Here is a 24,590-nt window from a genome sequence, read left to right on the forward strand (position 1 = left end):
GAGTAATTCAGAGCGGGTCAAAGGGATGTGTATGAGAGAATGGATGGATTTGGGTGTTTAAATAATCTGATTGGTATTAGTCCTGAGCTTTAGGTTGTTTGGTGTTTGGTATGCAATGTAGGGAGAGGGGCATGCCGAACGCTTGAGGTGACTCGAATATGTTTTGTTGATGACAGAAAAAAGCCACCTAAAGGTGGCTCATTTAGAATATAGCAACTATCAATTCTTAATAACTCGCATTACCCGGTGTTCTTGGGAAGGCAATCACATCACGCACATTCTGCATGCCAGTTACATAAGCAACTAAACGTTCAAAACCTAAACCAAAACCAGAGTGGGGCACTGTGCCGTATTTACGTAAATCGCGATACCAGCTGTAGTCTTCTTGATTAAGGTTCATTTCTGCCAAACGACGGTCGAAAACATCAAGACGCTCTTCTCGTTGTGAGCCACCAATTATTTCACCAATGCCCGGTGCTAACACATCCATAGCCGCTACGGTTTTACCGTCGTCATTAATGCGCATATAAAACGCCTTAATGTCTTTCGGGTAGTTTTGCATGATGATAGGCGCGCCAATATGTTCTTCGGCCAAATAACGCTCATGTTCAGATGATAAATCCACACCCCAACTAACAGGGAACTCAAAGTCTTTATCGCAGTTTTGCAAAATTTCAATGGCATCGGTGTAGTCCATACGCACAAAATCTTGGTCTATGACTTTTTCTAAACGAGAAATCGCTTCTTTGTTGATACGTTGCGCAAAAAAGGCCATGTCGTCTGGACGTTCAGCTAACACTGCTTTGAATACATATTTAAGCAAATCTTCGGACAACTGGGCAATATCGGCTAAATCAGCAAAAGCGACTTCAGGTTCGATCATCCAAAACTCAGCCAAATGGCGACTAGTGTTAGAGTTTTCAGCTCTGAAAGTGGGGCCAAAAGTATAAATTTTTGACATCGCTGTTGCGTAAGTTTCACCGTTTAGCTGACCTGAGACGGTTAAAAAAGTCTCTTTACCAAAAAAGTCTTGGCTGTAATCTACTTCGCCTTCTTCAGTTTTAGGGATATTTAACATGTCTAAAGTCGACACCCTGAACATTTCACCTGCGCCTTCGGTATCGCTAGCGGTTAAGATTGGTGTGCTTACCCAGCAATATCCTTGCTCATAGAAAAATCTATGAATAGCTTGTGATAAACAGTTGCGTACACGGGTAACTGCGCCGCCTACATTGGTACGTGCACGTAAGTGTGCATGTTCACGTAAATATTCCAGGCTATGACGTTTAGGTGCCATAGGGAAAGTGTCTGGATTTTCTACCCAACCAATTATTTCAACTGTTGTTGCTTCAATTTCTAATGATTGACCTTGACCCTGTGATTCCTTCAAAGACCCTGTTACTACAAGTGAACAACTTGTCGTGAGTTTTTGGATATCGGAGTAATTTTCAATGGAATTAAGTGCAATCACCTGAATTGGATCGAAACAGCTACCATCATGTAAGGCAATAAAAGACAAACCTGCTTTTGAATCACGGCGAGTACGTACCCACCCTTTAACTGTCACTTGGTCACCAACTGAATATTTACCGGCAAAAATGTCTGCCACCGGGGCGTGCGCCATCTACTTCTCTCCAATTATTGGGATATCGTTCCCGTCATCATTTAATGTGTAAACTGATTACCAAAGCACAAACAAAAGCAGAATCTGTAAAATTAATTCTACTGGAAGCCACTTAAGGAGACAAAAAATACTCTTGAAACTTTGGATGCAGCCGAAAACAAACACAAATTAACTACATTTCTAGCTGCAGTTTACTTGGCTAATCTCGTAAGGTGTGTAATCTTACTCAGGTAGCGCCTAGACTCAAGAAAAATCGACAATAAAGCTAGTATTATTAAGCATATGAAAAACACAAAGCAAACAGTAAAACCGGTACAGAATAGAAGAAAGTCACCAAGAGAGAACGATAGGTTTTTTCAATGTATGGTATTTATCAACGTTTTGGGTTGGTTTACCTTTCTTGGGGCGCTTTTGGTGTTTCATGATGCTCGCCCTGAATTTGTCTCTGGAGTGCAAGCATTCTGGGGCATAGAAGGACGTCAAGAGTGGTCACAAACGCTTACCATGTATTTATTTGGCTTGTTATCGCTATGTGTGTTGATAAGTGTTGTGGTGTTGATCATGAAACGTCGGCGTAATCGTCGTGACAAAGATCATTTTGGTATTAATGGTTTGGTGTTGATGTTGACTGCTGCTTCTAGCTTAATTATTTTATATTTTCAGTTTACTGCATCTTAAACTCTAGTGTTTTGCACATTTTAAAGTTAGTTAATTCTTGACCTCGGGTAGGCACTATTTGTTGTGTTAATACTGTAAAACCTTTTATCTGGAAAAACGGCTTAGCGGTGATGCTGACATCAGCTGAAAGTTGGGTGATATTTTGTTGTTCAGCTAATGTATGTATATGTGCCATTAAAGCTGAACCAACCCCACAACCTTGATATTGATGATGACAGAAAAAATGATCGATATAACCATTTTGCTGTAAATCACTGTAACCGACTATCTTCTCATTTTTAAGACAAACAAAAGACCTGAGCTTAGCAAGTTTGTTGTTCCATAAAGTTTTGTCGAATATTTCAGGTGCCCATGCGTTTAATTGTTTTTTAGAATAGTGCTGAGCATTAACATGATGAATAGTATGCTTGAAAAGTTGCCATATTTCATGTTCTTCGCCAAGATGATAAGCTCTTATTTTCATTGATAATTCCTGGTTTTGTATGTCAAATAAGCGGGTGATGTGTTGAAACATTATCGCATTGGTACTGAAATCACAGAAATGAATATCTATGTTAAATCATAACACTGAGCTTAATAGGACGTTGTAATGCCACATTGTATTATTGAATATTCCAAAGAAATAGAACAAACATTAGCCGTTCAGGAGTTAGTGAGTTTGGTGCATCACTGTGTCTTTTTATCCGAGTTGTTTGAAGAATCATCGATAAAAACACGGGCCATTGAGTTTACTCATTATCAAACTGGCTTAACCAACATGCCATTTATCCACATCACATTAAAAATTATGCATGGTAGAAATCATCAAGAGAAAAAAGACTTAACAGCATTAGTTTTAGATAAACTCAGCGATGTGTTTAAGTCTGCCATTTCATTGTCTGTTGAAGTCATGGACATTGAGAAAGTGAGTTATAAAAAAATCGTGATTGAGTAACCTTCGCTTAAGTCGACCGCAATTTTTGCTTGAAAATTTTACCGCTGTCTTGTCGAGGAAGTTGTTCGTGTATCTCGAGTTTTCTAGGAAACTTAAAACGCGCTAGTTTGCCCTCTAAATATTCATGGATCTGTTTAAGGGTGAGACTTTTTGTGGGTTGACATTGCACTGCAGCGACAACCATTTCACCAAACTCAGGATCAGGCATGCCAAATATCGCACAGTCAACTATGGCATCCATGTGAATTAACACCGACTCTATTTCGAGGGGGAAAATATTCGCACCACCTGAAATTATCATGTCTTTCTGGCGATCATTAATAAACAAATAACCTTCCTCATCCAAAAAGCCAATATCACCTACAGAAATAAAATTTTGATGGGAATAGGCGCTGCTCTCACCATCGAAGTTGGTGTACTTGAATTCACCAAACATAGGTAAATCTACATAAATCAGTCCTGATTGCAGAGGACCTAATTCTTGTTTGTTTTCATCCAGTATTTTGATTGCACCGCCTGCGACTATTTTACCCACAGAGCCTGGTTTCTGAATTGCCTCAGAAGAAGATATTAACGTCATAAAGCCGATTTCACTGGCGCCATAAGACTCGTAAAATATTGGACCAAACCAATCGATCATGGCCTTTTTGATGTCCGCAGGACAAGCTGAACCAGTGGATAGTGCATATTTTAGTGAGCTTATGTCATATTTTTCACGAATAGATATTGGCAATTTTAACAGTCTAATCATCATGGTTGGCACGATATAAATATGCGTGATTTTGTATTTGCCTATGGTCGCTAAAAAGTCTTCAGGCTCAAATTTAGCAGAGATATAAATGTCTACATCTGTTGCTGCAAGGCTGCAAATACTCAAGGTGTTGGGCGCACTATGGTAAATAGGTGCTGCAACATAGAAGCGGTCGTTTGTTTCTAATTGCATTAAGGACCGCGCTAATCCTTGGTAGACAGCATATTTATCACCGTTGCTATCATCGGCCTCGCGTTTAATACCTTTGGGTCTGCCGGTACTACCAGAGGTATAGGCGAACATACCTCTATAGAATTTAGGTGGCTGGTTGATTGGTTCGCTTGTTTGTAATGCCAACTCAAGATCTAAAGCCATATCAGCGGATTGACTGTGAGCATTGATATCAAGCTGGTAACTTTCTGTTACTTCAATTGGTGTGGGGAAAATCGCAAATAACACGTCTGGTAGATTTTGCTTTTCAAGCTGGTGTACTAAGTCTTTATGCGCAATCAATACTCTTGCACCAGAGTCTTCAACGATGTGCTCAATTTCAGGTGCAACAGAATGCCAATTCAAAGGCACAAAGTAGCTACCTAAGTATCGACAAGCTTGTATAACCTCTAAATATTTAACGTCGTTACGCATTAAAATAGCAACAGTGTCATTTTGCCCAACACCTTGTTTTTGTAATATGTTGGCTAGTTTTTTAGATCTGATTTCAAATTCGGATCTAGGCGTTAGGTTTCCATTTAAGTACAAATTCCCGAGCATTTTCACTCCAAATACTAATTAACTGTTAACTACAATGATGCATAACTTTATGTTTTTATTGGTATTTACATCTTTCTATGTACAACTTCAGTCATTGTTAAGACCCAGCAAAAACTGAAAAATTAGCCTAGCATATTCAATTCGGCAAATGCCAATTCTTCTATTTAATAGATTAATATGTCCTAAGTTGCGGTCTTACACTAGCGAGATGGTTTAACTAAGTATAATGTTGGCTTAGGTTATATTCGGTGAAAATAGGAGTGGTTATGGACGAAAAGTTTCGGCGCTTAATAGAACTTGGAGCTGGGGAGTTTGAACACGTAGACGGTTCACTCATTGCACATCTAGAAGGTACTAGGTGTTTATTGAAGGAGTGGAACGCGTCACAAGTATTACAAGAGGCTGGTTTGTATCACGCTGCTTATGGTACCTCTGCTTTTGTACAAAACTTATTTGACCTATCGCAAAGAGAAGAAGTGGCAAGTGTTATTGGAGATGATGCAGAGAATATCGTTTACCATTATTGTGCTTGTGACAGAGAAGCTTTTTTTGCTCAGTTCGGACAATGCGAACAACCTGTTTTTTATGATCGATTAACTACTGAAAAATCAACTGTTTCCACTGAGTTATTGCACCAACTTTGTGAACTTAGCGCCGCTAACGAAACCGAAATTGCTATCAATAATCCAGATTTTATCGCTCAACATGGCTCAAGGCTGGTGACCGTTTTTAGTCGAATGTCGAATTTTTTAAGTGCCAGTGCGCAACGAAAACTTCGACATGTGTTTGCCTCTCACTTTTAATTTTGTTTGATTCTTAATGTAGTCCGTTGACCGCTTTATATCTTCGTTCTAGTGCCAGCATAGTAATGATGTAGATAATGACAATTATAACCGGAATGGCGACAAATCTAAATTCTGGAAAGATAAACCAAACCGCCAAAATCAATATGGTGCGACTAATTGCATGAAAATAACCTGCCCAATGTTGAATCGCCCAGGAAAAGGGCATCCACATTAACCCAGTGATAATACCCACCGTCAGCGGAATGGATGTGTAATCTTGCATAGCGAACGGTAAGGCCAACGAAAAAACTAACAATGCCATCACCAGTCCGACCATAAAAAGGTGGTTAAAGGCGTTATTTGGTGTTTGTTTATTTAAAAAGTCTTCACCCAATAATTTAGCTAATGCCATGCCCAAATAAACAATGCTGCCGCAACCAATCCATACCGACCAAACTTGCCAGACAGGTGGCATGGTCGCTCCGACTATACCGATTAGGGTCCAGATTATGCTCCCAGCTAATGGCATAGCGAGAAAACGTTTTTTGCTAAAGGCAATACGCTGCTGCTCTAAGGTTTGAGTGTTGTGTTTAGTCATGAATAATCCCTTTTAGTTTATTAGTACAAATATAAGAATTATTTAGGTCTGAGGTAATGGCCGAAAATCATCAGTTTCATATGACATTTGTCATGATGTATGGCCGATTTTAATGGCTGCCTATGCAGCTGTACCAGAGGAAGTTTTATTGAACAGGAGAATTAAAATATTCTATTTTAGCCAAAGTATTGGATTTTACCGAAAGCTTGTCGGCCAATCTACTTAGGCTCCCAAGGGAGTATTACCCATGATCTGAGTAAATCGTCATATATTCTAGACCTAGAAATGGCTGTATGGGGGATATTTGATAAAGACCTAATGCTTTTTGCCAAGGTATTCGTTTGGGCATTCATGGATTAGTGCTCAGTGGCTTTAGTATGTTGAATATTTGACATGAGTGACTAGGAATTTAATTGCATATAATTCTTTAACGTTTTGTTACGATAGAAAAATATTCTATGAAATAATAATAAATTGGTAATAAAAATTATGGATAGACTTGATGGCGAAATATTGAGGCTTTTGCAGAAAGATGCAACTCAATCGGTCGCTGATATTGCACAACAAATAGGCCTGAGTACTACACCTTGTTGGCGGCGTATACAGTCATTAGAAAAACAAGGCATCATTGATAAACGTGTCGCTTTGCTTAATCCTGAAAAAATAGGCTTAGGCATGACAGTATTTGTACAAGTTAAAGCCTCTAAACATGATTCTGTTTGGTTGAAAAAGTTTGCTGACCACGCAACCAATATTGAGCAAATTGTCGAATTTTATCGAATGAGTGGTGAATATGACTATATGCTCAAAGTAGTAGTAGCAGATATGCAAGCCTTTGATGTATTTTATAAGAAGTTGGTAGAGGGAGTTGATTTGTCTGACGTGACATCAAGTTTTGCGATGGAACAAATTAAATACACAACTGCTTTACCTATTTAACCTGAGAACGAGTTATTTAGCGCCGCCTAGTTAGGCATTCAAATCTAACCAAATAAAAAAAGTGTCATCAAAATAAGGTTCGTATATGCATTGGTATTCCATTTTACCCCCCGTTATTGCCATCGTTATTGTTTTTTGGCGTAAAGAAGTAATTTTGGCCTTAGTTGCAGCGATTTTATCTGCTGAATGGCTTCTGGCTTATCAAAATAAAACGGAAGTCTTGTTCACTGGCACAATTGGTTCAATTGAACGGGTCATAGAAATAATTACTTCCGCTGGTAATAGTCGAATTCTACTGTTTAGTATGCTGATTGGTGCTTTGTTAGCCTATATGCGTTATTCAGGTGGGGTAACAGCTACAGTAGAAATGTTAATTAGAAAGGGCGTGGCGAAGAGTAAAAAGCAGGTTGGTCTGCTCACTATGTTTACTGGTGTAGTGGTCTTTATCGAATCAAATTTAAGTGTGTTGACCTCGGGGATTTTAGCCAGAGGCTTGTTCGACAAATTTAGCATGAGTCGCGCTAGGTTGGCTTATATCATCGACAGTACCAGCGCACCCATCTGTATTCTGATTCTACTCAATGGTTGGGGCGCATTTATTCTTGGTTTGTTGAGTAATTATGAACTTGAACAAAGCGCCGTCTCTATTTTATGGGGCACCATTCCACTAAACTTTTACGCCATCATTGCACTCTTGTTAGTGCTGTACACTATATTGTCAGACAAAGTGCATGGGCCCATGAAAGAGGCTGAACAAGAGTTAGCTAAATTGGAAGGTGAAAATGTGCCTGTAGCAGCTAGCAAAGCGCGTTTTATGTTGTTGCCTTTAGCCAGTATGGTTTTAGGTATGATCGGTTTTATGCTGTGGACTGGTAATGGTGATCTGGCTAGCGGTAACGGTAGCAAGTCGGTACTTTATGCAACGGTTTTAGCCTGTTTTGTTGCCTATGTTTTATTGCTCAATTCAAAACAATACTCTCACAAAGAATTAGTTGATACCGGTTTTAAAGGTATGGGTGAAATTTTACCTTTGGTCGCTATTGTATTGTTTTCACTTACCTTAGGTGCAAGTCTAAAAGAACTCGGTACTGGGCTATTTGTAGCCAATATTGTGGGGGACTATTTGCCCATTAGTTTAATAGTGCCTGTGCTCTTTCTAGCTGGGGCTTTGATGTCTTTTACTACTGGTACATCTTGGGGTACCTTCGCCATACTGATCCCCATTGGTGTACCTTTGATCCAAACATTAGGCTTACCACCATCCTTGGTGATAGCGGCAATTTTAGGCGGTGGTATTTTTGGTGATCATTGTTCACCTATTTCTGATACCACAGCTGTATCATCAATCGCTTCAGGGTGTGACTTATTGAGCCATGTGCGAACACAAATGCCGTATGCGCTGTTTGGTGGCGTATTAGCTTTTGTAGGATATTTTATCGCTAGTTTAATTTTGATTTAAATCTATAGGAAAATGTAATGAAGTCTATCCGCATATTACCAAGTAAATTTATCGGCCAAGCGTTGCTTTCGTTGATGAGTATATGTCTATTTGCATGTACCGAGCAGGTTGGCGAAACGCAAGTATCAAACACAGCCACATTAAAACAAGCAGCAGTGGCTATGCCTGATAGCTACAGTGCAGATGTGGCCAAAGATATACTGCAAGCGGGTGGTAATGCTGTTGATGCTGCGATTGCTGCGCAGTTTGTATTAGCCGTGACTTTGCCTGAAGCGGGCAACATTGGTGGCGGTGGATTTATGCTGGTGTACAAAGATAAAAAAAGTGATTTTATAGATTACCGTGAGCAAGCTCCGTTGTCGGCTCACAGAGATATGTATTTGGATGAAAACGGTAAAGTTATACCTTATCAATCGGTTATCGGTATATTGTCATCTGGCGTCCCTGGTACCGTTGCAGGTATGTGGTTAGCCCACGAAAAGTATGGCAGTTTGCCTTGGAAAACATTAGTGCAACCAGCTGTCACTCTTGCAGAACAAGGATTTAAGGTTCATCCCAAACTAGCGGCGTCTATTGAAAGACATATTCAAAGGTTGGAAAAACGTGGATTTGACGTCAACTTTAAAGATTATTTTGCAGCTGCAAAAGCAAATGAAGTGTTTCAACAAATGGAACTGGCAGACACTTTAAAACGGATTCGTGATCAAGGGCGAGACGGTTTTTATAAAGGCCAAACAGCAAAAATCATCAGTGACTTTATGCGTCAGGAAAAAGGCTTGGTGACTGAACAGGATTTATTGTCATATGAGGCTAAGTCACGTCAACCACTGACAGCTAAATGGCGGGGGTATCAATTACTCACTTCACCGCCTCCTAGCTCTGGTGGAGTGGCTATTGTTCAATGGTTAAAAATGTATAACTTATTAACCCGGGATCAAGAAAAACTAACTCACAATTCTTCAGCGTACTTGCACTTATTAGCAGAAATAGGCAAACGGGTATTTGCAGACCGAGCTGAATATCTTGGCGATCCTGATTTTGTTGACGTGCCAGTTGATAACCTGATTAATGATGAATATCTTACAAAGCGCAGTCAAAGTGTATCAAAAGATAAGATTTCCGCGACTGAATTGGTTAAACCAGGCTTAAAAGAAAGTGAAGAAACCACGCATTTTTCGGTTATGGATAAATGGGGTAATGCCGTATCGAATACCACCACCATTAACCTTGGATTTGGCAGTGGCGTGGTAGTAGAGGGCGCGGGTTTCTTATTAAACGATGAAATGGACGATTTTAGTTCCAAACCCGGCGTGGCCAATGTATTTGGAGCAGTGGGTGGTCAGGCCAATGAAATCCAACCTAAGAAACGTATGTTGTCATCTATGACGCCGAGCATAGTGTTAAAGGATGGCAGTGTTAGTATGGTCACAGGATCGCCTGGCGGCACAACCATTATAAGTTCGGTCTACCTGTCTATTCTTAATGCTTTGGAATTTTCTATGAGCGCGGAAGATGTGGTCAACAAACCTCGGTTCCATCATCAATTATTACCCAAAGATGTTATTCGTTACCATAATGGATTTGAGCCTGAAGTCATTTCTGAATTAGAGGAAATGGGCTACACCATGAGTAACCGCAGGTTTGGCGATATGCACGTTATCTTAAATAAAGAAGGCAAAGTTGAAGCGGCGTCAGAAGCGAATGGCCGCGGTAAGTCCATAGTATTTTAACAGTCTACTGGTTCTCTGATTGTGTTTAATAATGTTTGTCTGATAACTCAAAAATTGGTTAAATTTATCAATTATTAGCGATTTGATTTATTGTGAATCAGATTAAAGTGCTTAACTTATTGAAAGTATTGACAATTAAATTTTGGCGTTAGATTTGCTCTGAATAAATACAGTATAAACAAAAGTGTTTGTATTCTATTTATAAAAGGTAGCAGGGCATGTCTAACAAAAAAATATTTTGGATTGCGTTTTTTACGTTGTCATTTTGCGAGTTTGGGCAGTTTGCTTATTCAAAAAATACATTAGCAACTTCTAGTGAGGCAAATCTTAGCAGCGAAATATTGGTTTGTGATAAAACACATACTTTAGTGAATGATATTGACTCTAATGCAGAGTTAATAAGCTATTCGTTACCTAGGTAATGTTAACGAGACATGTGAATATTGGAATAAATAGGATGTTTTTATTCATTCAAATCGAATTGAACTGGTAAAATATATTGGTAGCATTTATGGTTACCGAATATGAAGCATATACATAGTTTTTCTTTTCCCCTTTTTTTTAAAGCCACTTGTTTGGGCTTGTTTTTTGTTGCCTATTCACAAAGTGTTTTAGCCAATAATAAAGTAGACGACTTTATTCAAAGTATTCAGGTTTCTACTTATGACTGCCCAGACGATCAATTTATGCCACAAGTTGACGAATATTTAAAACGGGTCAGTGTTTTACCAGAACAGCTTATTAAGATAAAAGTGCACAAGGCACATTGGTTAATTTGTGTTGGTAAGAATGATCAAGCTGAAATTATTCTTGAAAACCTGCTGTCAGATCCCGTTATGGATAAAAACTCTCAGAGTTATGCCAGTGTGCATTATCAATTAGGTTTTATTTTTGATGTACAGGGTAAGCCTGAAAAATGTGAGTATTACCGCCAATCTGAACAATTATCTAAAGGTAAATATGATGATATTTATCTCAGTTCACAACTCGGATTAATTACTGTTTGTGATGAAGACAAACAGGAGATTGGTGTCAAACTAGGGCGGTTATTTGCGTTACTTAAAGCTTACTCTTCTAGTAACGATTTAAAATCTATTGCGCACATTCATAATAATATTGGTTTGTTATACAGTTCTATTGGTCAGATGGCACTCGCTGCCGAGCAGTATGAAAAAACTTATGAACTGGGTTTAAATGTTTATGAAGAGAAAAATCAATTAGCTCCCTTAATTAGCGTTATTACTGCCCATACCGGTAGTGGTGATTATGAGAGCGCGAAATTGGTAATCGAAGAGTTGGGTAGGCGCAATCTAAAAGTCAACACACCTTTAACAAATAGCTGGTATCACTTTGCACTAAGCAGACAAGCATATCGGACTAATGATTATGAGAGTTTGCGCAAGAGTTTACGTAGTTGGAAGGTTTTTTTAGATCAAATATCCAACCATACTATGCAGAGATTACATGAATGGTATACCACTGCTTTGTGTTTGCATGAGGAAGACAGAGAATGTGTACAACGCTTTTTACAAAGGCAAAATGATACTAGTTCAGCTATGCCTGCTCGTTTGTCAAAACATATGCACTACAACGCTTTTTTAGTTAAAGCTCACTTGTTTTTGGGTGATGTAGAGGCGGCAAATATTAGTTTTGATAATTATTCTGCTATTACATCAGATAAAATTAAAAACCAACAAACTTCTGCCCGTGTTTTAGGGGTTGCTAATTTACACAACGAGATTTTAGGATTAGAAACGAGTCTAGCCGAAGCACAAGAGCAGCGGTTACAGGTTATTTTATTGGTATTGATGACTATTCTAGGTTTGACTGGTTTAGTCTATCTTACTTTTGGCAGACGTTATCTGCACAAGTTAGCTACTGACCCTCTTACAGGGCTTTCTAATGAACATTCTGTCATCGCTAAAATTAGAAAGGTAAAAGCCCCCTTAGATGAAAAGATTAACGCCCTGGCTTTATTTGAGTTGAACAATTTTACCGAAATTAATGATAAGTATGGTTATAAGGCAGGTGAACTTGGCCTGAAAAAAGTATCCGAATGTTTAAAACATGCCACCAGAGAAAAAGACATTGTTGGCCGCGTTGGTACACACCAATTTATTGTTTGTTTAGTTAACATTGAGGATGTAGTAGCTCAAGATTTATTCTCAAGAATTCAAAAAGCCTTAGCAGATGTGAGTTTTAAGGTTGATGATGGAGATAAAATTAGTGTTTTGTCGAATATGCACGTATACAGTTCAGTCAACAGCCTATCAGATGCCGAGGATGTATTATCTGAAATTCGTAGTGTTTTGCCTAAGGCTTAACTGTGTTTGTATTTTTAGGGTCGACAAAGCCTGCTATTGACGAGTGTGTAAATACCTAATAATGAAGTTGTTACTCCCCCTTAAATATTACGATGAAGCTGGCAGAGTGAAACCTGCTGTGTCTTTATATTTGTGTATTGCGTTTTTATCCAGAAGCCTGCTGATATTAGTAGGTTCGGTATCAGTACGAGAAAATGGTGAACAGCTGTTAGCACTGTTTTATCCAGAACGGCAGTATCTTTATATTAGCCTTGCTATCGCTTTTCCGGCTTTTTTAGCATTATTACTTTTGGGCTTTAGAGAGAAAATTTGGCATGTAGGTCGATGTTGGATGTTTTCTTGTATTAAACCGTTATTAATTTTTTCGGTTTGTGCTGATTTAGGCTTACATTTTATGTTGGCTAGTACAAGCCATTGGCAATTCTCTTGGGTTATTGCTTTTACGTTGTTAATTGATTCGTTGGTTTTTTACTTTTTGACTAAAGACAAACATACACAGCTGATGTTAACGGACTGGAAAAGATTTATTCCGATAACATCATCAGCAAAACCATCGGTTTAATTGTCTATTGCATATTGTTGGCAAGGGCTTGGTCGTAATAACTTCTGGCACTCACTTGGCTATCATTCACCAATCGCTGGTAACAAATACCAGCAAATGCATAAGTGTTGCCTGCATAGTTTAGTACCACATAAGGCGCATCAGGATCAGATTCATCATAAGCCCAAGTGCCACCGACTTTATTGCGAAAAATTTCGCCTATATATGCACCGTAAATATTACAAATAGTGAACACTGCGTTTTCTTCTAGTGCTTGATCTTTATATCGACCCAACCAGCTTAGAATCACGTCATCTACGAGATCAATGCTTTGCTCAGAACCATCCAATGTCAGATTGAATTCTTCTTCGGTCGTGATAATCGCATTTTGCGCGCTGTCTATCATTAAATCTGTGAGTTCCGCCGATGTCATTTGCATATTTTGTCTCTCTAAACTTTGTATAGGACTATTGTGTTGTTTATTCGACTGTTTGTCGATTAGAAATCTTATTTCGTTAAAGTGATTAATATTTTTCATAGATGATCTGTTCGCTATGAATTTCGTAAGTAAGCAGACAAATAAAAATAGGTGTTCTCATTTTTGAAGTATTCTTTTGTTTTACCCTTGTCAGCTCTAGTTGCGCTGTGTATGTTATCTGCTGCTGTTAGCTACGGTTTAATTCCTTCTGGTTTAACGCTTTTGCAGAGTTTACAAACAAATTTTGATAATGCTTTCTATTTACTTATCTTATTGATCATTTTGTTGGAGTCGATTGTCTACGTTGGGTTCTACTTCCCTGGGCAATTTTTTGCTGTTGTCTTAGTGGTATTATCTAAACCACAGCCAGAGGATATCCTGATACTCACGTTAATTATGGTGGTTGCCGCAACTTTAGGCTCATGTATTAATTATTTTTTAGGTAGGAGGTTTGGTGATATAAACCAACACAAGCCGAATTTATCCGTTAAAAAATTGTTAGTGGCTATGATACACATCAATTCTTTAGCCTTTTTTATGTTTTCCCAAGGGGCAAATCATCAATCACCCAAAGTGGTACTTTGGGCGGGCTTGCTAAATTTACCTTATTATTTACTGCTTATTTGGGGAACATCAGTGTTGAGTGAACAGGTTATGCAAATGGCTGAAAACACTTGGTTCTTAGCCATAGCCGTTAGTATTTGGCTGAGCATCGCTTTGTTTTTAGACTACAAAAAGTTTAGAACAGCAAGTTAGGGCTGCTGATTTTTTTGACTATGTTTACTGATTAATTTGTCTATAACCCTAGCTGATGCAACAAAACCAAAGGTGGCAGTCACTGCTACCGCAGCGCCAAAACCGTTGTTACAGTCCAATTTAACACTGCCATCTGTGAGGGTTTTGTTCATGCAAACACTGCCATCAGCTTGGGGGTAACGAAGTTGTTCAGTCGAGAAAACACAATCAATGCCAAAACGACGTTTGGGATTGTTGCTGAAATTATAAAATCTACGTAGTTCTGAACGTAATTTTTTTGCTAAAGGATCTTGAATAGTTTTACTCAGATCAGTGACCGCTACTTGGGTTGGGTCTATCTGTCCGCCAGCGCCGCCAATGGTGATGATAGGGATTTTATTCCGTTTACAATGAGCTACCATTGCTGCTTTGGCTTTTATGCTATCGGTAGCGTCTACGACATAGTCATATTTTTGGGTGACTAATTCTGCAACGTTGTCGGGCGTGACAAAGTCTTCAACAGTGGAAACGTCACAAGCTGGATTAATTTGCGAAATCCGCTTGGCCATTGCTTCGACTTTTGCTTCACCAACAGTATCCTGCAGTGCATGAATTTGCCTGTTGGTATTAGTCACACAAATGTCATCTAAGTCAATCAAGGTAATATGCCCAAGAGCAGTTCTTGCTAACGCTTCTGCCACCCATGACCCCACACCACCTATGCCTACTACACACACATGAGATTGGCGTAAAATATCGGTTCCTGATAGACCATATAGGCGTTGGGTGCCTCCAAAACGTTGCTCAGATACTTGCTGCTGATCCATAAACTCACATTATTAATACATTTTATTCTTATGGCTATTGTATCAGTGGCGCGGGGCATAACTCCAATGGAGTCTGTTATCTTTTTTAGAGCCACTTTATTTTATTAATTGATGAATAAAGAGAGCTTGTTTGGTGTTCTTGATTGAATAACCAGCCAAGCTTTAATACTATTCAGGTATATAAATGCATGGCATTTTATTTGCCTTGTTAGTTTAAGAATAATCAAAAAGGAATGTGTGATGAAACCTGTCGTTTTAGCTGGTGGAAGTGGTAGTCGTTTATGGCCTAAATCGAGAGCTGCATTACCTAAACAGTTTCTAAGTCTGACCAGTGATTTAACTATGTTGCAAGACACCATTGCAAGATTAGAAGGTACTGATGCCGATCAGCCTATCGTTATTTGTAATGACGCACACCGCTTTTTAGTTGCAGAGCAACTTCGTCAGCAGGATATTCAACACGGAGGAATTTTACTTGAGCCTATGGGCCGTAATACTGCACCGGCCATTGCTTTGGCTGCGTTACACGCGTCTTTAAATGGCGAAGATCCTATTTTACTTATTTTAGCTGCCGACCATTTAATCAATGACGCGGCTGAATTTCATAAAGCCATCACTCAGGCAGAAACATTAGCCAAGCAAGGTAAATTAGTCACCTTTGGTATTGTGCCCGACTCGGCGCATGCGGGGTACGGTTATATAAAACGCGGTGACAAGGTCGCCAGTGCAGAGGTGGGTTTTGATGTGGCTAACTTTGTTGAAAAGCCAGATTTAGCTACTGCACAACAATATGTCGATTCAGGGGAGTTTTACTGGAACAGTGGTATGTTTATGTTTAAAGCCAGCCGTTACCTGCAAGAACTAGAGAAATACGCCCCAGAGATGTTGGATATTTGCAAAAAGGCGATTGCTACTGAATCTGCCGATTTGGAATTTGTCCGTGTTGATGCCGATGTCTTTGTTACCTGTCCTGATGATTCTATCGATTATGCAGTTATGGAAAAAACGGACTCAGCTTGTGTCGTGCCACTTGATGCCGGTTGGAGTGATGTGGGCAGTTGGTCTTCTTTATGGGAAACAGCCAAACAAAAAGATTCGAATAATAATGTGGTAATTGGCGATGCCATTCTTGATGGCGTAAACAACAGCTACATCAATTCTGAACAACGCCTTATCTCAGTAGTAGGTTTAGATGATGTGGTCGTGGTTGAAACTAAAGATGCAGTGTTAGTGGCACACAAAGATAAAGTGCAAGACATCAAAAATGTGGTTAACCAACTTAAAGCTGAACATCGTCCAGAGTGGGAATTCCACCGCGAAGTGTTTAGACCTTGGGGTAGTTACGACTCTATTGATAACGGTGAACGTTTCCAAGTAAAACGTATTACGGTAAAACCTGGTGAAAAACTTTCAGTACAGATGCATCATCACAGAGCCGAACATTGGATTGTGGTATCAGGTACGGCAAAAGTAACCAATGGTGATGAGACCTTATTATTGTCAGAAAACCAGTCAACCTATATCCCAATAGGTGTGATACATGCGTTAGAAAACCCTGGCCGAATTCCGCTGGAACTTATTGAAGTGCAATCAGGCACCTACTTAGGCGAAGATGATATTGTGCGTTTTTCTGACCGTTATGGCCGAGTTGAAGCCAAGTAAACGCAGTTTATTTTGACTCCCAAATTAGAGAATTTATGAAAATTACATGTTTTAAGGCGTATGACATACGCGGTAAATTAATCGAACAGTTAGACGAACAAATTGCCTATCGCATTGGTCGAGCCTTCGCCCAATACATGCAAGCCAAAACAGTGGTAGTTGGTGGAGATGTTAGGTTAACGTCCGAACCTCTCAAATTAGCCTTATCAGCCGGTTTAATTGATGGCGGTGCGACCGTCACTGACTTAGGTATGACTGGCACTGAAGAGATTTATTTTGCTACCAAACATTTAGGTATGGATGGCGGGATTGAAGTGACTGCTAGCCATAATCCAATTGATTATAACGGTATGAAGTTAGTCAAAACAGACTCAAAGCCTGTCAGTGGTGATACCGGTTTGTTTGCTATACGTGATTTGGCCGAGACATATTCAGCTGACGATGTTCAATCAAGACTAGAGTTTTATTCAAATGGCTTGGTGAGTGAACAAGCGTTTATTCAAGGTCAGTCATCGGTTGATTCCGGTAAATTACTTGCTACAAAGCAGTACAGTAAATTAGACAACATGCAGGCCTACGTAGCCCATATGTTGTCTTACATTGATACTGCGAACATTACACCTATAAAGTTGGTAGTGAATGCGGGTAATGGCGCTGCGGGCGACGCGTTAGATGCTATTCAAGCGGCATTAGAAGCGGTAAATGTGCCCGTCGAATTTATTAAAGTGCATCATCAACCCGATGGCACTTTTCCAAATGGTATTCCTAATCCATTACTACCAGAGAGTAGGGCGGATACCGCTAATGCCGTGATCAAAAATTCGGCGAATATGGGTATAGCTTGGGATGGCGACTTTGACCGTTGTTTCTTGTTCGACGAAAAAGGTGACTTTGTTGAAGGTTATTACATTGTTGGATTGTTAGCCAAGGCCTTTTTGGATAAAAAACCTGGGTCAAAAATTATTTATGACCCTCGTGTTTATTGGAACACTGAAGATATTGTTTTATCAGCAGGTGGCGTGCCGATTAAAAGTAAAACTGGCCATGCATTTATAAAAGAACGTATGCGCGCAGATGATGCGGTGTATGGCGGCGAAATGAGTGCTCACCATTACTTCCGTGACTTTGCATATTGTGATTCAGGCATGATCCCATGGCTGTTGGTAGCAGAACTGTTATGCACCACACAAAAACCTTTGTCGCAGTTAGTAAAAGAGCGTATTGCAGCTTTTCCTTCTTCAGGTGAAATTAACCGCACATTGGCCGATCCAGATGCCTCGATTAAGGCGGTGTTAGACAAATACCAATCAAGTGCTTCAGAGGTCGATTACACCGATGGTATTGGTCTAGAGTTTGGCAACTGGCGTTTTAATTTACGTAAGTCTAATACCGAACCTGTAGTGAGACTTAATGTTGAATCAAAAGCAGATATTGCTTTGATGGAACAGAAAACTGCGGAGTTGTTAAAGTTACTAAGTTAGCAGTAGCACTTCAAAAGAAAAGTAAATGAATTAAAGCCCAATCAACTTTGATTGGGCTTTAATTTTTGTTTACTCACTGATGTTTATTATTGGCAAGTCGGTGCACCCTCAGGCAGTAATTCCATACGTACATTGGCTATTTCCACTTCAAATTTCTTTTCTGTGGCCAGAATAAAAGCACCATTGATGTTAGTCACATCTAAGCCTTTTGAGCTGAAACAATTTAATGGAATAGGAAAGGTTTGCCATTGGTTTTTAGGAAACGCCCGCAAGGTTTTATGAATGTGAATTTCACTTCGACAAGGGTATCCGCAGTCCATGCCTAGTGTGACACTAGCCTTAGGTTTTTTAATCACTTTAATTTCCATGGTTAACGCCGCATTGTGTTCAATGGCCTGTAAATTAATGCTGTTACCATAAATAGCAAATTGGCCTTTTCCTTTTTTACGTGACCACTTTAAATTAACTGCATCATTGGCTTGTTTATAGGTAGCGGGTGTCATTGTGACCTGTCCGTTTTGTGATTTAGCACTTAAGCCATTGGCAGGCAATACCCAGTTAGCGTCATCACCCAATGATAATCCCCAAGAGCCGTATGTTTTGCCGCGATAAAAATAAACAAAGTCAGCGTTGACCTTGTTCTTATTTTCGGACGTCGCAGAGGACTGATTCGCTTAGATGCGATTGTCGTTAGCCTAGGGATGATTTTTTCGTTCCAAGTTGGTTTTGACGTGGATTATGAGGCGCTTGGTTTAATATCGAATTGGACAGTGTTATTCCTAATTAGCTTTTTAATCTTTTTTAGTATGGGGTTTTCAAGTGTTTTCCAAGGAATTGTCCCTAACAAAGAATCAGAATTGGAAAAAGAACCTATTTCAATAGCTGTGGTAGAACACATTCAGCAGTATATGACTGAACAAAAGCCTTATTTAAACCACGTTTTGACCATCCATAATTTGGCTAGGCAACTTAACATTGCTCCACGTACCTTATCGCAAATCATCAATCGACATTTTCAGCAGAATTTTTTTGAATTCATCAATCAATATCGCGTTGAAGAAAGTAAAGTATTATTGATTTGTGAAAAACATAAAAAATCGACCATGTTAGACGTGATGGATCTGGCAGGCTTCAATAGTAAAGCCACTTTCAACACCTTCTTTAAAAAAATAGTCGGTTCTACACCGACTCAATATCGCAAAGATAAGCTCGTATCCTAGTCGTATTGTTTAAGGCAAACCTTCAATTTAGGGAAGTTTTGATTTAATGACCCATATAATTAAAGGAGGCTGTCAATCTGATATCCGCAGAAGACGAACCGAGCAACACCTTGAATTCGCCTTTTTCTGCTAACCAATTGTTCGATTTGATATCCCAAAATGATAAGTCTCGTTGTTTAAGTCTCATCGAAACGGTTTTACTTTCACCTGCTTCTAAGAATACTTTATTAAAACCTTTTAACTCTTTAGCGGGTCGTTCGACACTGGCTTCTTTATCGTTTAGGTATAATTGCACCACCTCACTACCGGCTACAGTGCCCGTATTTCGAATAGTGACTCGCACCTCTAGATCTTCATTTTCGCCTACTGAGGTAGATGACAGGCTAATATTCGAATATTTAAAGGTGGTATAAGACAATCCATGGCCAAAGGGAAACATTGGACGTATGTTGTTCTTTTCAAACCACCTATAACCGATGAATACACCTTCAGGGTAAAGTGACTCCTGGGCATTGTAGTCGTTTAACATGATTGCTGAGGTATCACTCAAGTATTCAGGCAAACTAATGGGCATTTTACCACCAGGGTTAACATCTCCGGTGAGTACTTCAGCAAAAGCATTACCTGCTTCCATGCCTGCATACCAGCCCCACACAATCGCTTTGGCTTTTTCTGCCCATGGCATTTCGACAGCAGAACCGGCGATCATAAAAATGATGGTTTGCGGGTTTGCTGCCAGCAATTTTGCAATAATCTCATCTTGGCCATGGGGCAGCTGCATATCAGGTCGGTCAATCGCTTCTCTGTCATCTCCATGGGATAAACCACCAAAATAAATTACTGTATCGGCAGCGGCCGCGGCGGATAAATATTCTTCTTCCGTGCTAAATAAATTTCCTGGTGCATCCCAGCCCAAGGTGAAATCTTCATGCCCATTAAAGTTAATAACCACGTCAATAGCTTTTCCAGAGGTTAACTCAATGGACATTGTATCGACCTGGTGTGAAGCATGGTTGGCAGACATTATGGTTTTACCATCAACGGTGATTGAATATTCCCCAGCCGAAGACATTTTGAATGTGTGTATGCCACTTTTAAGGGGGGTAATGCTTGCTGCCATTCGAATGAATTTGGTCGAGGTATTGCCTTTTCCTCTATATGCAGAGTCTACTATCCATGATTCTTCTATCGTTTCTTTTCTGTCTGAATTGTTATAAAACGTAATATTCCAAGCGGGTGTGCCGGTCCAATGTCGGGTGGCTATATAATCTGCTGCAATGGAGGATAGGTCATTGGAACGCGTTCTCATTACAGTAATCTTAACCTCATCCCCTAATCGAGCTTGAAGACCCTCAAGAGGCGTAACTTCGTAAAGGCTTTTGACTTCGGATGAGCCTCCACCAAAACCATGTTTTTTATCGGCGTTAGCACCAAGTACTAATACATTTTTTAATGTTTTAGGGGTGAGCGGTAATACATTTTCGTTTTTAAGTAATACCACACCATTGGCCGCAATTGTTTTCGCATCCTGTTGATGTTGTTTGGTATTTCTTTGTCCGGATAATCTGCTCTGGTCCATCATACCTATCGAAAATTGCACCCGTAGAATTCGTCTGACCTTGTCATCTAATACGGCGACTGGGACTTTTCCGGCGACAATCATTTCAATTAAAGGATCAGCAAGAAAATAATCGTCATAGCTTTCCACGTCCGTTCCCATTTCAATATCCAATCCATAAATTGCAGCATCAAATGTATTGATATCGACATTCCAATCAGTCAACAGTACACCTTGGTATCCCCATTCGCCTTTTAGGATGTCCATGACTAAATGTTTACTTTGATTGGCGTTGGTTCCAAAATATTGGTTGTAAGAGCCCATTACACCAAGTACTCCACCTTCTTTAACCGCCGCTTCAAAAGCGGGAAGGTAAACCTCTCTAAGTGTTCTTTCATCAGGTTTCGCATTCACACCGGTGCGATTCAGTTCTTGGGTATTCAAGGCATAATGTTTAACGGTAGCCGCTACATCATTTTTTTGGATCGCTTGTACTGCAGGGACCACTAGCTTTGCAGCAAGTATCGGATCTTCCCCCATATATTCGAAGTTTCTTCCGTACAAAGGCAAGCGGGCAAGATTCACTCCAGGACCTAAAATAAAATCCTTTCTGCGATGTCTTGCTTCACTGCCTAGGACATTGCCATGTAAGGAGGCCATTTGCGGATCCCAACTAGCAGCAACCGAGGTCAAATTGGGCAGGTAGGTAGAATGATCGTCAAGCCAATTTGCGGGTGCCCAGCCGTCCCGCTCCATTTCATATCTCACGCCATGGGGACCATCAGACAACCACATTTCATGGATCCCCAGTCTTTCTATTGCGGATATTTTAAACTTGCCGGTTGCGTGAACCAATGAGGTTTTTTCTGCTAAGGTCATTTGGCTAATCAAAACATTTATTTTTTCTTCTAGGTTAAGTAAACGTTGGGTATTTTGTGCAGTTGATTGATGTTGAACAGTTGGAAAACGTTCAGGCCAGCAGCCAAATAAGATAAAAACCATTAAGGGTAATAAAATAACGGATGTTTTAAATTTCACAATGGCACCAAATAGCAATGATAGAATACAGCTTAATGGTAATCAGATTAGCAGTGAAAATCGTTCAAATGAGTGAGGTAACGCTTATTAATACGTTCAAATTAAAGTACCACCGTCAATACGTAACTTGAACCCCCTAGGAATCTAATTTAATTACATATGATTTTTGCAGTGTTCGTAACTAAATCTTTGATGCGACGGCATTTAGCTATATAGGTGGTGTAGGTTCATATTCAAAACCAAATCTTACATGAAAAGTTCCGTTTTCAAGTTACCTTTATTAAAGGTCGGCACAAAATAATATGCCATTAGCGGCTAAATTTAATTGCTTGAGATTGTTGTCTAAAATGCTCGTAAATTGTTTACCCTGAACAAGGTATGGCGTAAGTTAAGACGTAATACAGTGTTTTTGTAATACTAGTCGCTTGGAAACGTTTTTGTTTAGGAAATCATATGACAAGTAAGTATTTGAGGTGCCTCACTTTTATACTCTGTGTTTTGGTAGTAGGGCCAATTTCCGCCATTGAACAATCCGTCAAAATTGCCGTGTTGACCACAGGCGAACAGCAAATGAAAGCGTACAATAAATTGTTCTCACAGTTCGAATCGTCAACTAATATTAATGTTGAATTGCAGTTTTTTAGCGATATAACCTTTAAAAAACATATCAAAGATTGGATTGAGTTAGGTACCTATGATTTGCTTTATTGGCAAGCTGGTAAAAGATTAGAAGATCTGGTTACCTCTGAAGAAATCATTCCATTATCCAGCCTTATCAACCTAGAAGATCTAAAACAACAATATAACTCTAATGTTTTACCCGTTGTTACCTATGATGATGAGATCTATGCATTACCACTTGGACATTATATTTGGGGTTTTTATTATAACAAATCCATATTTAACGAATTAAAGCTTTCTCCCCCAAAGACATGGAAAGCGTTTAAAAAACTGATGTTTACTCTCAAAGAAAAAGGAGTAACGCCATTGGTTCAAGCAACGGATGGCCAATGGCCCATTTTGGCTTGGTTAGATTACCTTTCAGTGCACATAGGTGGCGAAAAATTTCGTCGCTCTTTAGTAAATGGTGACAGTGTTAATCCGGCTCACATGGCTGACTTATTGAAAGAGATCACATACTTAACTAATAAAGACGTATTTTTTGCCCCTGAACATACTTGGCGCTGGGATCAAGTTATTCCAGCAGTGTTAAGGCAGCAAGCAGCCATGACATTGATGGGGCAATTTGTTGAAGAAAAAATTGAATTGATTGGAAATGAAAAAATAGGTTTTTTCCCATTCCCTGAAATGGGGTTAGGTCACGATGATATTGAAGTTGCTCCCATGGAATTACTGGTAGTGCCTTCTTCAAGTAATAAACAAACACAAGTGGCAAGTTTACTGAACTTTATTAGCAATTATACAGCAATCGATTCATTAGCATTTCAACTTGGTTGGTTGTCGGTGAGCAAACAGCCGGCTTATGTTGAAGCTCTTTCAGAGCGCTCTATCACCGCACAAAAACGCGTGCAAAACGCTTCATCTTTAGTGCAGTTCTTTGATCGTGATGCTTCAACAGAAGTATCTTTAGCCTGGGGTAGTGCGTTAATTTCTAGTATTAGAAGTGGTAATACAAAGGCGATTGAACGATTGAATAATGAAGGTATTCAGACTAATACATCGATAACCGAAAACATGATTGATGAAGGTAAATTATTGAGCTTCTCAAGTATGACAGGCAAAGGAACGTATCTGTATTCTCGTGTTTTGAGTGAAGCATATGGGACACTTGGTTATGATGTATCGGTTAACCGTTACAAAGACTCAAAAGCAGTGATTAGCTCGTTTAGCTTTGGAGCAGACGGTGATTTGGTTAGAGTGATAAATATCCCAGAACTCAACAAAGTGGCTATTAAAGTGCCTGAATCCATATTAGAAACACGCTTGTTTTTAGTCGGCGGTCCGAACGTAAAATGTGATCTTAAAAATAACCTTTTACCAATGGGGAGCTCACTTGCTTATGGTATTGATGCTAAAATTTTTGAAGAATGGGTAACCAAATTACAGCCAGACCAAGTGCTTAAAATGTCTTATCCTGCGGCTTGGCGATCACTTTATGCTGGTGATGTGGATTACATGATAGTGTTTGACCCCGAGTTGTTTACCAAGCGAAAACAACTGGAAGGACTGTGTTATCGAACACTACAAAAAGTGGCAAGTTATCATCATCTAGCTAATAAACATGCTGATATAGTTAACAAAGTTTCAGACGCTATTAAAAGCATAAAACAAACAGAAAAATACCAATCCATAAAAATGGAATTTGGATTAGGGCTTTTACCTGACGCGAGATAACAGCATTTGAATTCTGTAGTGGCAGAGATAGATAGCCGAGCTCGTCTTCTTTTGTCCTAAAACATCACCTTTGAAACCAAAAATCCCAGCGATTGGCTGGGA

22 protein-coding genes are annotated in these 24,590 nt (G+C 39.5%); 14 read left to right on the forward strand and 8 right to left on the reverse strand.

The genetic code is table 11. From position 1 onward, the window contains the following. Positions 1 to 226: 226 nt before the first annotated feature. Complete coding sequence (gene asnS, locus QZ488_RS00550; protein WP_293745682.1) at positions 227 to 1,624, reverse strand: asparagine--tRNA ligase; 1,398 nt, start codon at positions 1,622 to 1,624, stop codon at positions 227 to 229. Between the two features lie 282 nt (positions 1,625 to 1,906). On the opposite strand from asnS, the gene QZ488_RS00555 reads away from it, so the two are divergent. Continuing rightward, positions 1,907 to 2,302 carry a hypothetical protein gene (locus tag QZ488_RS00555; protein WP_293745683.1) on the forward strand — a complete coding sequence of 132 codons (396 nt, stop codon included), beginning with the start codon at positions 1,907 to 1,909 and terminating at the stop codon, positions 2,300 to 2,302. Here QZ488_RS00555 and QZ488_RS00560 read toward each other — a convergent pair. After that, entirely contained in the window at positions 2,289 to 2,765 is a 477-nt protein-coding gene (locus tag QZ488_RS00560) for a GNAT family N-acetyltransferase (RefSeq protein ID WP_293745684.1), read from the reverse strand. The two genes, QZ488_RS00555 and QZ488_RS00560, sit on opposite strands and share 14 nt — an antisense overlap. A gap of 126 nt (positions 2,766 to 2,891) precedes the next feature. Here QZ488_RS00560 and QZ488_RS00565 point away from each other — a divergent pair, with 126 nt between their 5' ends. After that, a complete protein-coding gene (locus QZ488_RS00565) occupies positions 2,892 to 3,236 on the forward strand; it encodes a 5-carboxymethyl-2-hydroxymuconate Delta-isomerase (protein WP_293745685.1) in 345 nt (114 codons plus the stop codon). A 7-nt stretch (positions 3,237 to 3,243) separates the two neighbouring features. Here QZ488_RS00565 and QZ488_RS00570 read toward each other — a convergent pair whose 3' ends face one another. Further along, the gene (locus QZ488_RS00570) at positions 3,244 to 4,758 is read right to left on the reverse strand and encodes an AMP-binding protein (RefSeq protein ID WP_293745686.1); all 1,515 of its coding nucleotides are present in this window, start codon (positions 4,756 to 4,758) and stop codon (positions 3,244 to 3,246) included. 266 nt (positions 4,759 to 5,024) lie between these two features. Here QZ488_RS00570 and QZ488_RS00575 point away from each other — a divergent pair, with 266 nt between their 5' ends. Next, positions 5,025 to 5,561, forward strand: coding sequence for a DUF6817 domain-containing protein (locus QZ488_RS00575; protein WP_293745687.1), 537 nt, complete (start codon positions 5,025 to 5,027; stop codon positions 5,559 to 5,561). Positions 5,562 to 5,574: 13 nt separating this feature from the next. On the opposite strand, the gene QZ488_RS00580 is transcribed toward QZ488_RS00575, so the two are convergent. Continuing rightward, complete coding sequence (locus tag QZ488_RS00580; protein WP_293745688.1) at positions 5,575 to 6,141, reverse strand: hypothetical protein; 567 nt, start codon at positions 6,139 to 6,141, stop codon at positions 5,575 to 5,577. A gap of 489 nt (positions 6,142 to 6,630) precedes the next feature. Here QZ488_RS00580 and QZ488_RS00585 point away from each other — a divergent pair, with 489 nt between their 5' ends. The 6 genes from QZ488_RS00585 to QZ488_RS00610 all read left to right on the forward strand — a co-directional run bounded on the left by QZ488_RS00585 (position 6,631) and on the right by QZ488_RS00610 (position 13,155). Continuing rightward, complete coding sequence (locus QZ488_RS00585; RefSeq protein ID WP_293745689.1) at positions 6,631 to 7,080, forward strand: Lrp/AsnC family transcriptional regulator; 450 nt, start codon at positions 6,631 to 6,633, stop codon at positions 7,078 to 7,080. An 85-nt stretch (positions 7,081 to 7,165) separates the two neighbouring features. Continuing rightward, positions 7,166 to 8,539, forward strand: coding sequence for a Na+/H+ antiporter NhaC family protein (locus tag QZ488_RS00590; RefSeq protein ID WP_293745690.1), 1,374 nt, complete (start codon positions 7,166 to 7,168; stop codon positions 8,537 to 8,539). Between the two features lie 17 nt (positions 8,540 to 8,556). Next, positions 8,557 to 10,269, forward strand: coding sequence for a gamma-glutamyltransferase (gene ggt / locus QZ488_RS00595; protein WP_293745691.1), 1,713 nt, complete (start codon positions 8,557 to 8,559; stop codon positions 10,267 to 10,269). 218 nt (positions 10,270 to 10,487) lie between these two features. Next, positions 10,488 to 10,691: a hypothetical protein gene (locus tag QZ488_RS00600; protein ID WP_293745692.1), complete on the forward strand. Its 204-nt coding sequence runs from the start codon at positions 10,488 to 10,490 to the stop codon at positions 10,689 to 10,691. A gap of 102 nt (positions 10,692 to 10,793) precedes the next feature. Then, the gene (locus QZ488_RS00605; RefSeq protein ID WP_293745693.1) at positions 10,794 to 12,593 is read left to right on the forward strand and encodes a GGDEF domain-containing protein; all 1,800 of its coding nucleotides are present in this window, start codon (positions 10,794 to 10,796) and stop codon (positions 12,591 to 12,593) included. 61 nt (positions 12,594 to 12,654) lie between these two features. Further along, complete coding sequence (locus QZ488_RS00610) at positions 12,655 to 13,155, forward strand: DUF2919 domain-containing protein (protein ID WP_293745694.1); 501 nt, start codon at positions 12,655 to 12,657, stop codon at positions 13,153 to 13,155. Between the two features lie 4 nt (positions 13,156 to 13,159). Here the strand turns inward: QZ488_RS00610 and QZ488_RS00615 are convergent, their stop codons facing one another. Continuing rightward, positions 13,160 to 13,573 carry a hypothetical protein gene (locus QZ488_RS00615; RefSeq protein WP_293745780.1) on the reverse strand — a complete coding sequence of 138 codons (414 nt, stop codon included), beginning with the start codon at positions 13,571 to 13,573 and terminating at the stop codon, positions 13,160 to 13,162. 162 nt (positions 13,574 to 13,735) lie between these two features. Between QZ488_RS00615 and QZ488_RS00620 the strand changes: the two genes are divergently transcribed. Then, positions 13,736 to 14,368, forward strand: coding sequence for a hypothetical protein (locus tag QZ488_RS00620; protein ID WP_293745695.1), 633 nt, complete (start codon positions 13,736 to 13,738; stop codon positions 14,366 to 14,368). Here the strand turns inward: QZ488_RS00620 and tcdA are convergent. After that, positions 14,365 to 15,174 carry a tRNA cyclic N6-threonylcarbamoyladenosine(37) synthase TcdA gene (tcdA, locus tag QZ488_RS00625; RefSeq protein WP_293745696.1) on the reverse strand — a complete coding sequence of 270 codons (810 nt, stop codon included), beginning with the start codon at positions 15,172 to 15,174 and terminating at the stop codon, positions 14,365 to 14,367. The genes QZ488_RS00620 and tcdA overlap by 4 nt on opposite strands. Positions 15,175 to 15,414: 240 nt before the next feature. Between tcdA and QZ488_RS00630 the strand changes: the two genes are divergently transcribed. Together QZ488_RS00630 and QZ488_RS00635 are read left to right on the forward strand one after the other, a co-directional pair. Continuing rightward, on the forward strand, positions 15,415 to 16,836 hold the full coding sequence (locus QZ488_RS00630) for a mannose-1-phosphate guanylyltransferase/mannose-6-phosphate isomerase (RefSeq protein ID WP_293745697.1): 1,422 nt from the start codon (positions 15,415 to 15,417) through the stop codon (positions 16,834 to 16,836). Between the two features lie 35 nt (positions 16,837 to 16,871). Then, on the forward strand, positions 16,872 to 18,317 hold the full coding sequence (locus QZ488_RS00635; protein WP_293745698.1) for a phosphomannomutase CpsG: 1,446 nt from the start codon (positions 16,872 to 16,874) through the stop codon (positions 18,315 to 18,317). A gap of 86 nt (positions 18,318 to 18,403) precedes the next feature. On the opposite strand, the gene QZ488_RS00640 is transcribed toward QZ488_RS00635, so the two are convergent. After that, a complete protein-coding gene (locus QZ488_RS00640; protein ID WP_366508963.1) occupies positions 18,404 to 18,892 on the reverse strand; it encodes a putative glycoside hydrolase in 489 nt (162 codons plus the stop codon). Positions 18,893 to 19,018: 126 nt separating this feature from the next. Between QZ488_RS00640 and QZ488_RS00645 the strand changes: the two genes are divergently transcribed. After that, complete coding sequence (locus tag QZ488_RS00645; RefSeq protein WP_293745699.1) at positions 19,019 to 19,537, forward strand: helix-turn-helix domain-containing protein; 519 nt, start codon at positions 19,019 to 19,021, stop codon at positions 19,535 to 19,537. Between the two features lie 43 nt (positions 19,538 to 19,580). Here the strand turns inward: QZ488_RS00645 and QZ488_RS00650 are convergent, their stop codons facing one another. Further along, positions 19,581 to 22,133: a glycoside hydrolase family 3 C-terminal domain-containing protein gene (locus QZ488_RS00650; RefSeq protein ID WP_366508964.1), complete on the reverse strand. Its 2,553-nt coding sequence runs from the start codon at positions 22,131 to 22,133 to the stop codon at positions 19,581 to 19,583. A gap of 453 nt (positions 22,134 to 22,586) precedes the next feature. Between QZ488_RS00650 and QZ488_RS00655 the strand changes: the two genes are divergently transcribed. Beyond that, a complete protein-coding gene (locus tag QZ488_RS00655) occupies positions 22,587 to 24,488 on the forward strand; it encodes an ABC transporter substrate-binding protein (protein WP_293745700.1) in 1,902 nt (633 codons plus the stop codon). The last annotated feature ends 102 nt before the right edge of the window (positions 24,489 to 24,590 follow it).

The sequence above is a fragment of the uncultured Paraglaciecola sp. genome (assembly GCF_913020055.1).
Taxonomy (GTDB): Bacteria; Pseudomonadota; Gammaproteobacteria; order Enterobacterales; family Alteromonadaceae; genus Paraglaciecola.

Coding starts and splice junctions, on each gene's coding strand:
- QZ488_RS00575 (WP_293745687.1), top strand. CDS start 5,025: ATGGACGAAAAGTTTCGGCGCTTAATAGAACTTGGAGCTGGGGAGTTT.
- QZ488_RS00560 (WP_293745684.1), bottom strand. CDS start 2,765: ATGAAAATAAGAGCTTATCATCTTGGCGAAGAACATGAAATATGGCAA.
- QZ488_RS00610 (WP_293745694.1), top strand. CDS start 12,655: ATGAAGTTGTTACTCCCCCTTAAATATTACGATGAAGCTGGCAGAGTG.
- QZ488_RS00655 (WP_293745700.1), top strand. CDS start 22,587: ATGACAAGTAAGTATTTGAGGTGCCTCACTTTTATACTCTGTGTTTTG.
- QZ488_RS00635 (WP_293745698.1), top strand. CDS start 16,872: ATGAAAATTACATGTTTTAAGGCGTATGACATACGCGGTAAATTAATC.
- QZ488_RS00630 (WP_293745697.1), top strand. CDS start 15,415: ATGAAACCTGTCGTTTTAGCTGGTGGAAGTGGTAGTCGTTTATGGCCT.
- QZ488_RS00565 (WP_293745685.1), top strand. CDS start 2,892: ATGCCACATTGTATTATTGAATATTCCAAAGAAATAGAACAAACATTA.
- QZ488_RS00585 (WP_293745689.1), top strand. CDS start 6,631: ATGGATAGACTTGATGGCGAAATATTGAGGCTTTTGCAGAAAGATGCA.
- QZ488_RS00600 (WP_293745692.1), top strand. CDS start 10,488: ATGTCTAACAAAAAAATATTTTGGATTGCGTTTTTTACGTTGTCATTT.
- QZ488_RS00590 (WP_293745690.1), top strand. CDS start 7,166: ATGCATTGGTATTCCATTTTACCCCCCGTTATTGCCATCGTTATTGTT.
- QZ488_RS00605 (WP_293745693.1), top strand. CDS start 10,794: ATGAAGCATATACATAGTTTTTCTTTTCCCCTTTTTTTTAAAGCCACT.
- QZ488_RS00615 (WP_293745780.1), bottom strand. CDS start 13,573: ATGCAAATGACATCGGCGGAACTCACAGATTTAATGATAGACAGCGCG.
- asnS (WP_293745682.1), bottom strand. CDS start 1,624: ATGGCGCACGCCCCGGTGGCAGACATTTTTGCCGGTAAATATTCAGTT.
- QZ488_RS00570 (WP_293745686.1), bottom strand. CDS start 4,758: ATGCTCGGGAATTTGTACTTAAATGGAAACCTAACGCCTAGATCCGAA.
- QZ488_RS00580 (WP_293745688.1), bottom strand. CDS start 6,141: ATGACTAAACACAACACTCAAACCTTAGAGCAGCAGCGTATTGCCTTT.
- QZ488_RS00555 (WP_293745683.1), top strand. CDS start 1,907: ATGAAAAACACAAAGCAAACAGTAAAACCGGTACAGAATAGAAGAAAG.
- tcdA (WP_293745696.1), bottom strand. CDS start 15,174: ATGGATCAGCAGCAAGTATCTGAGCAACGTTTTGGAGGCACCCAACGC.
- ggt (WP_293745691.1), top strand. CDS start 8,557: ATGAAGTCTATCCGCATATTACCAAGTAAATTTATCGGCCAAGCGTTG.
- QZ488_RS00645 (WP_293745699.1), top strand. CDS start 19,019: ATGATTTTTTCGTTCCAAGTTGGTTTTGACGTGGATTATGAGGCGCTT.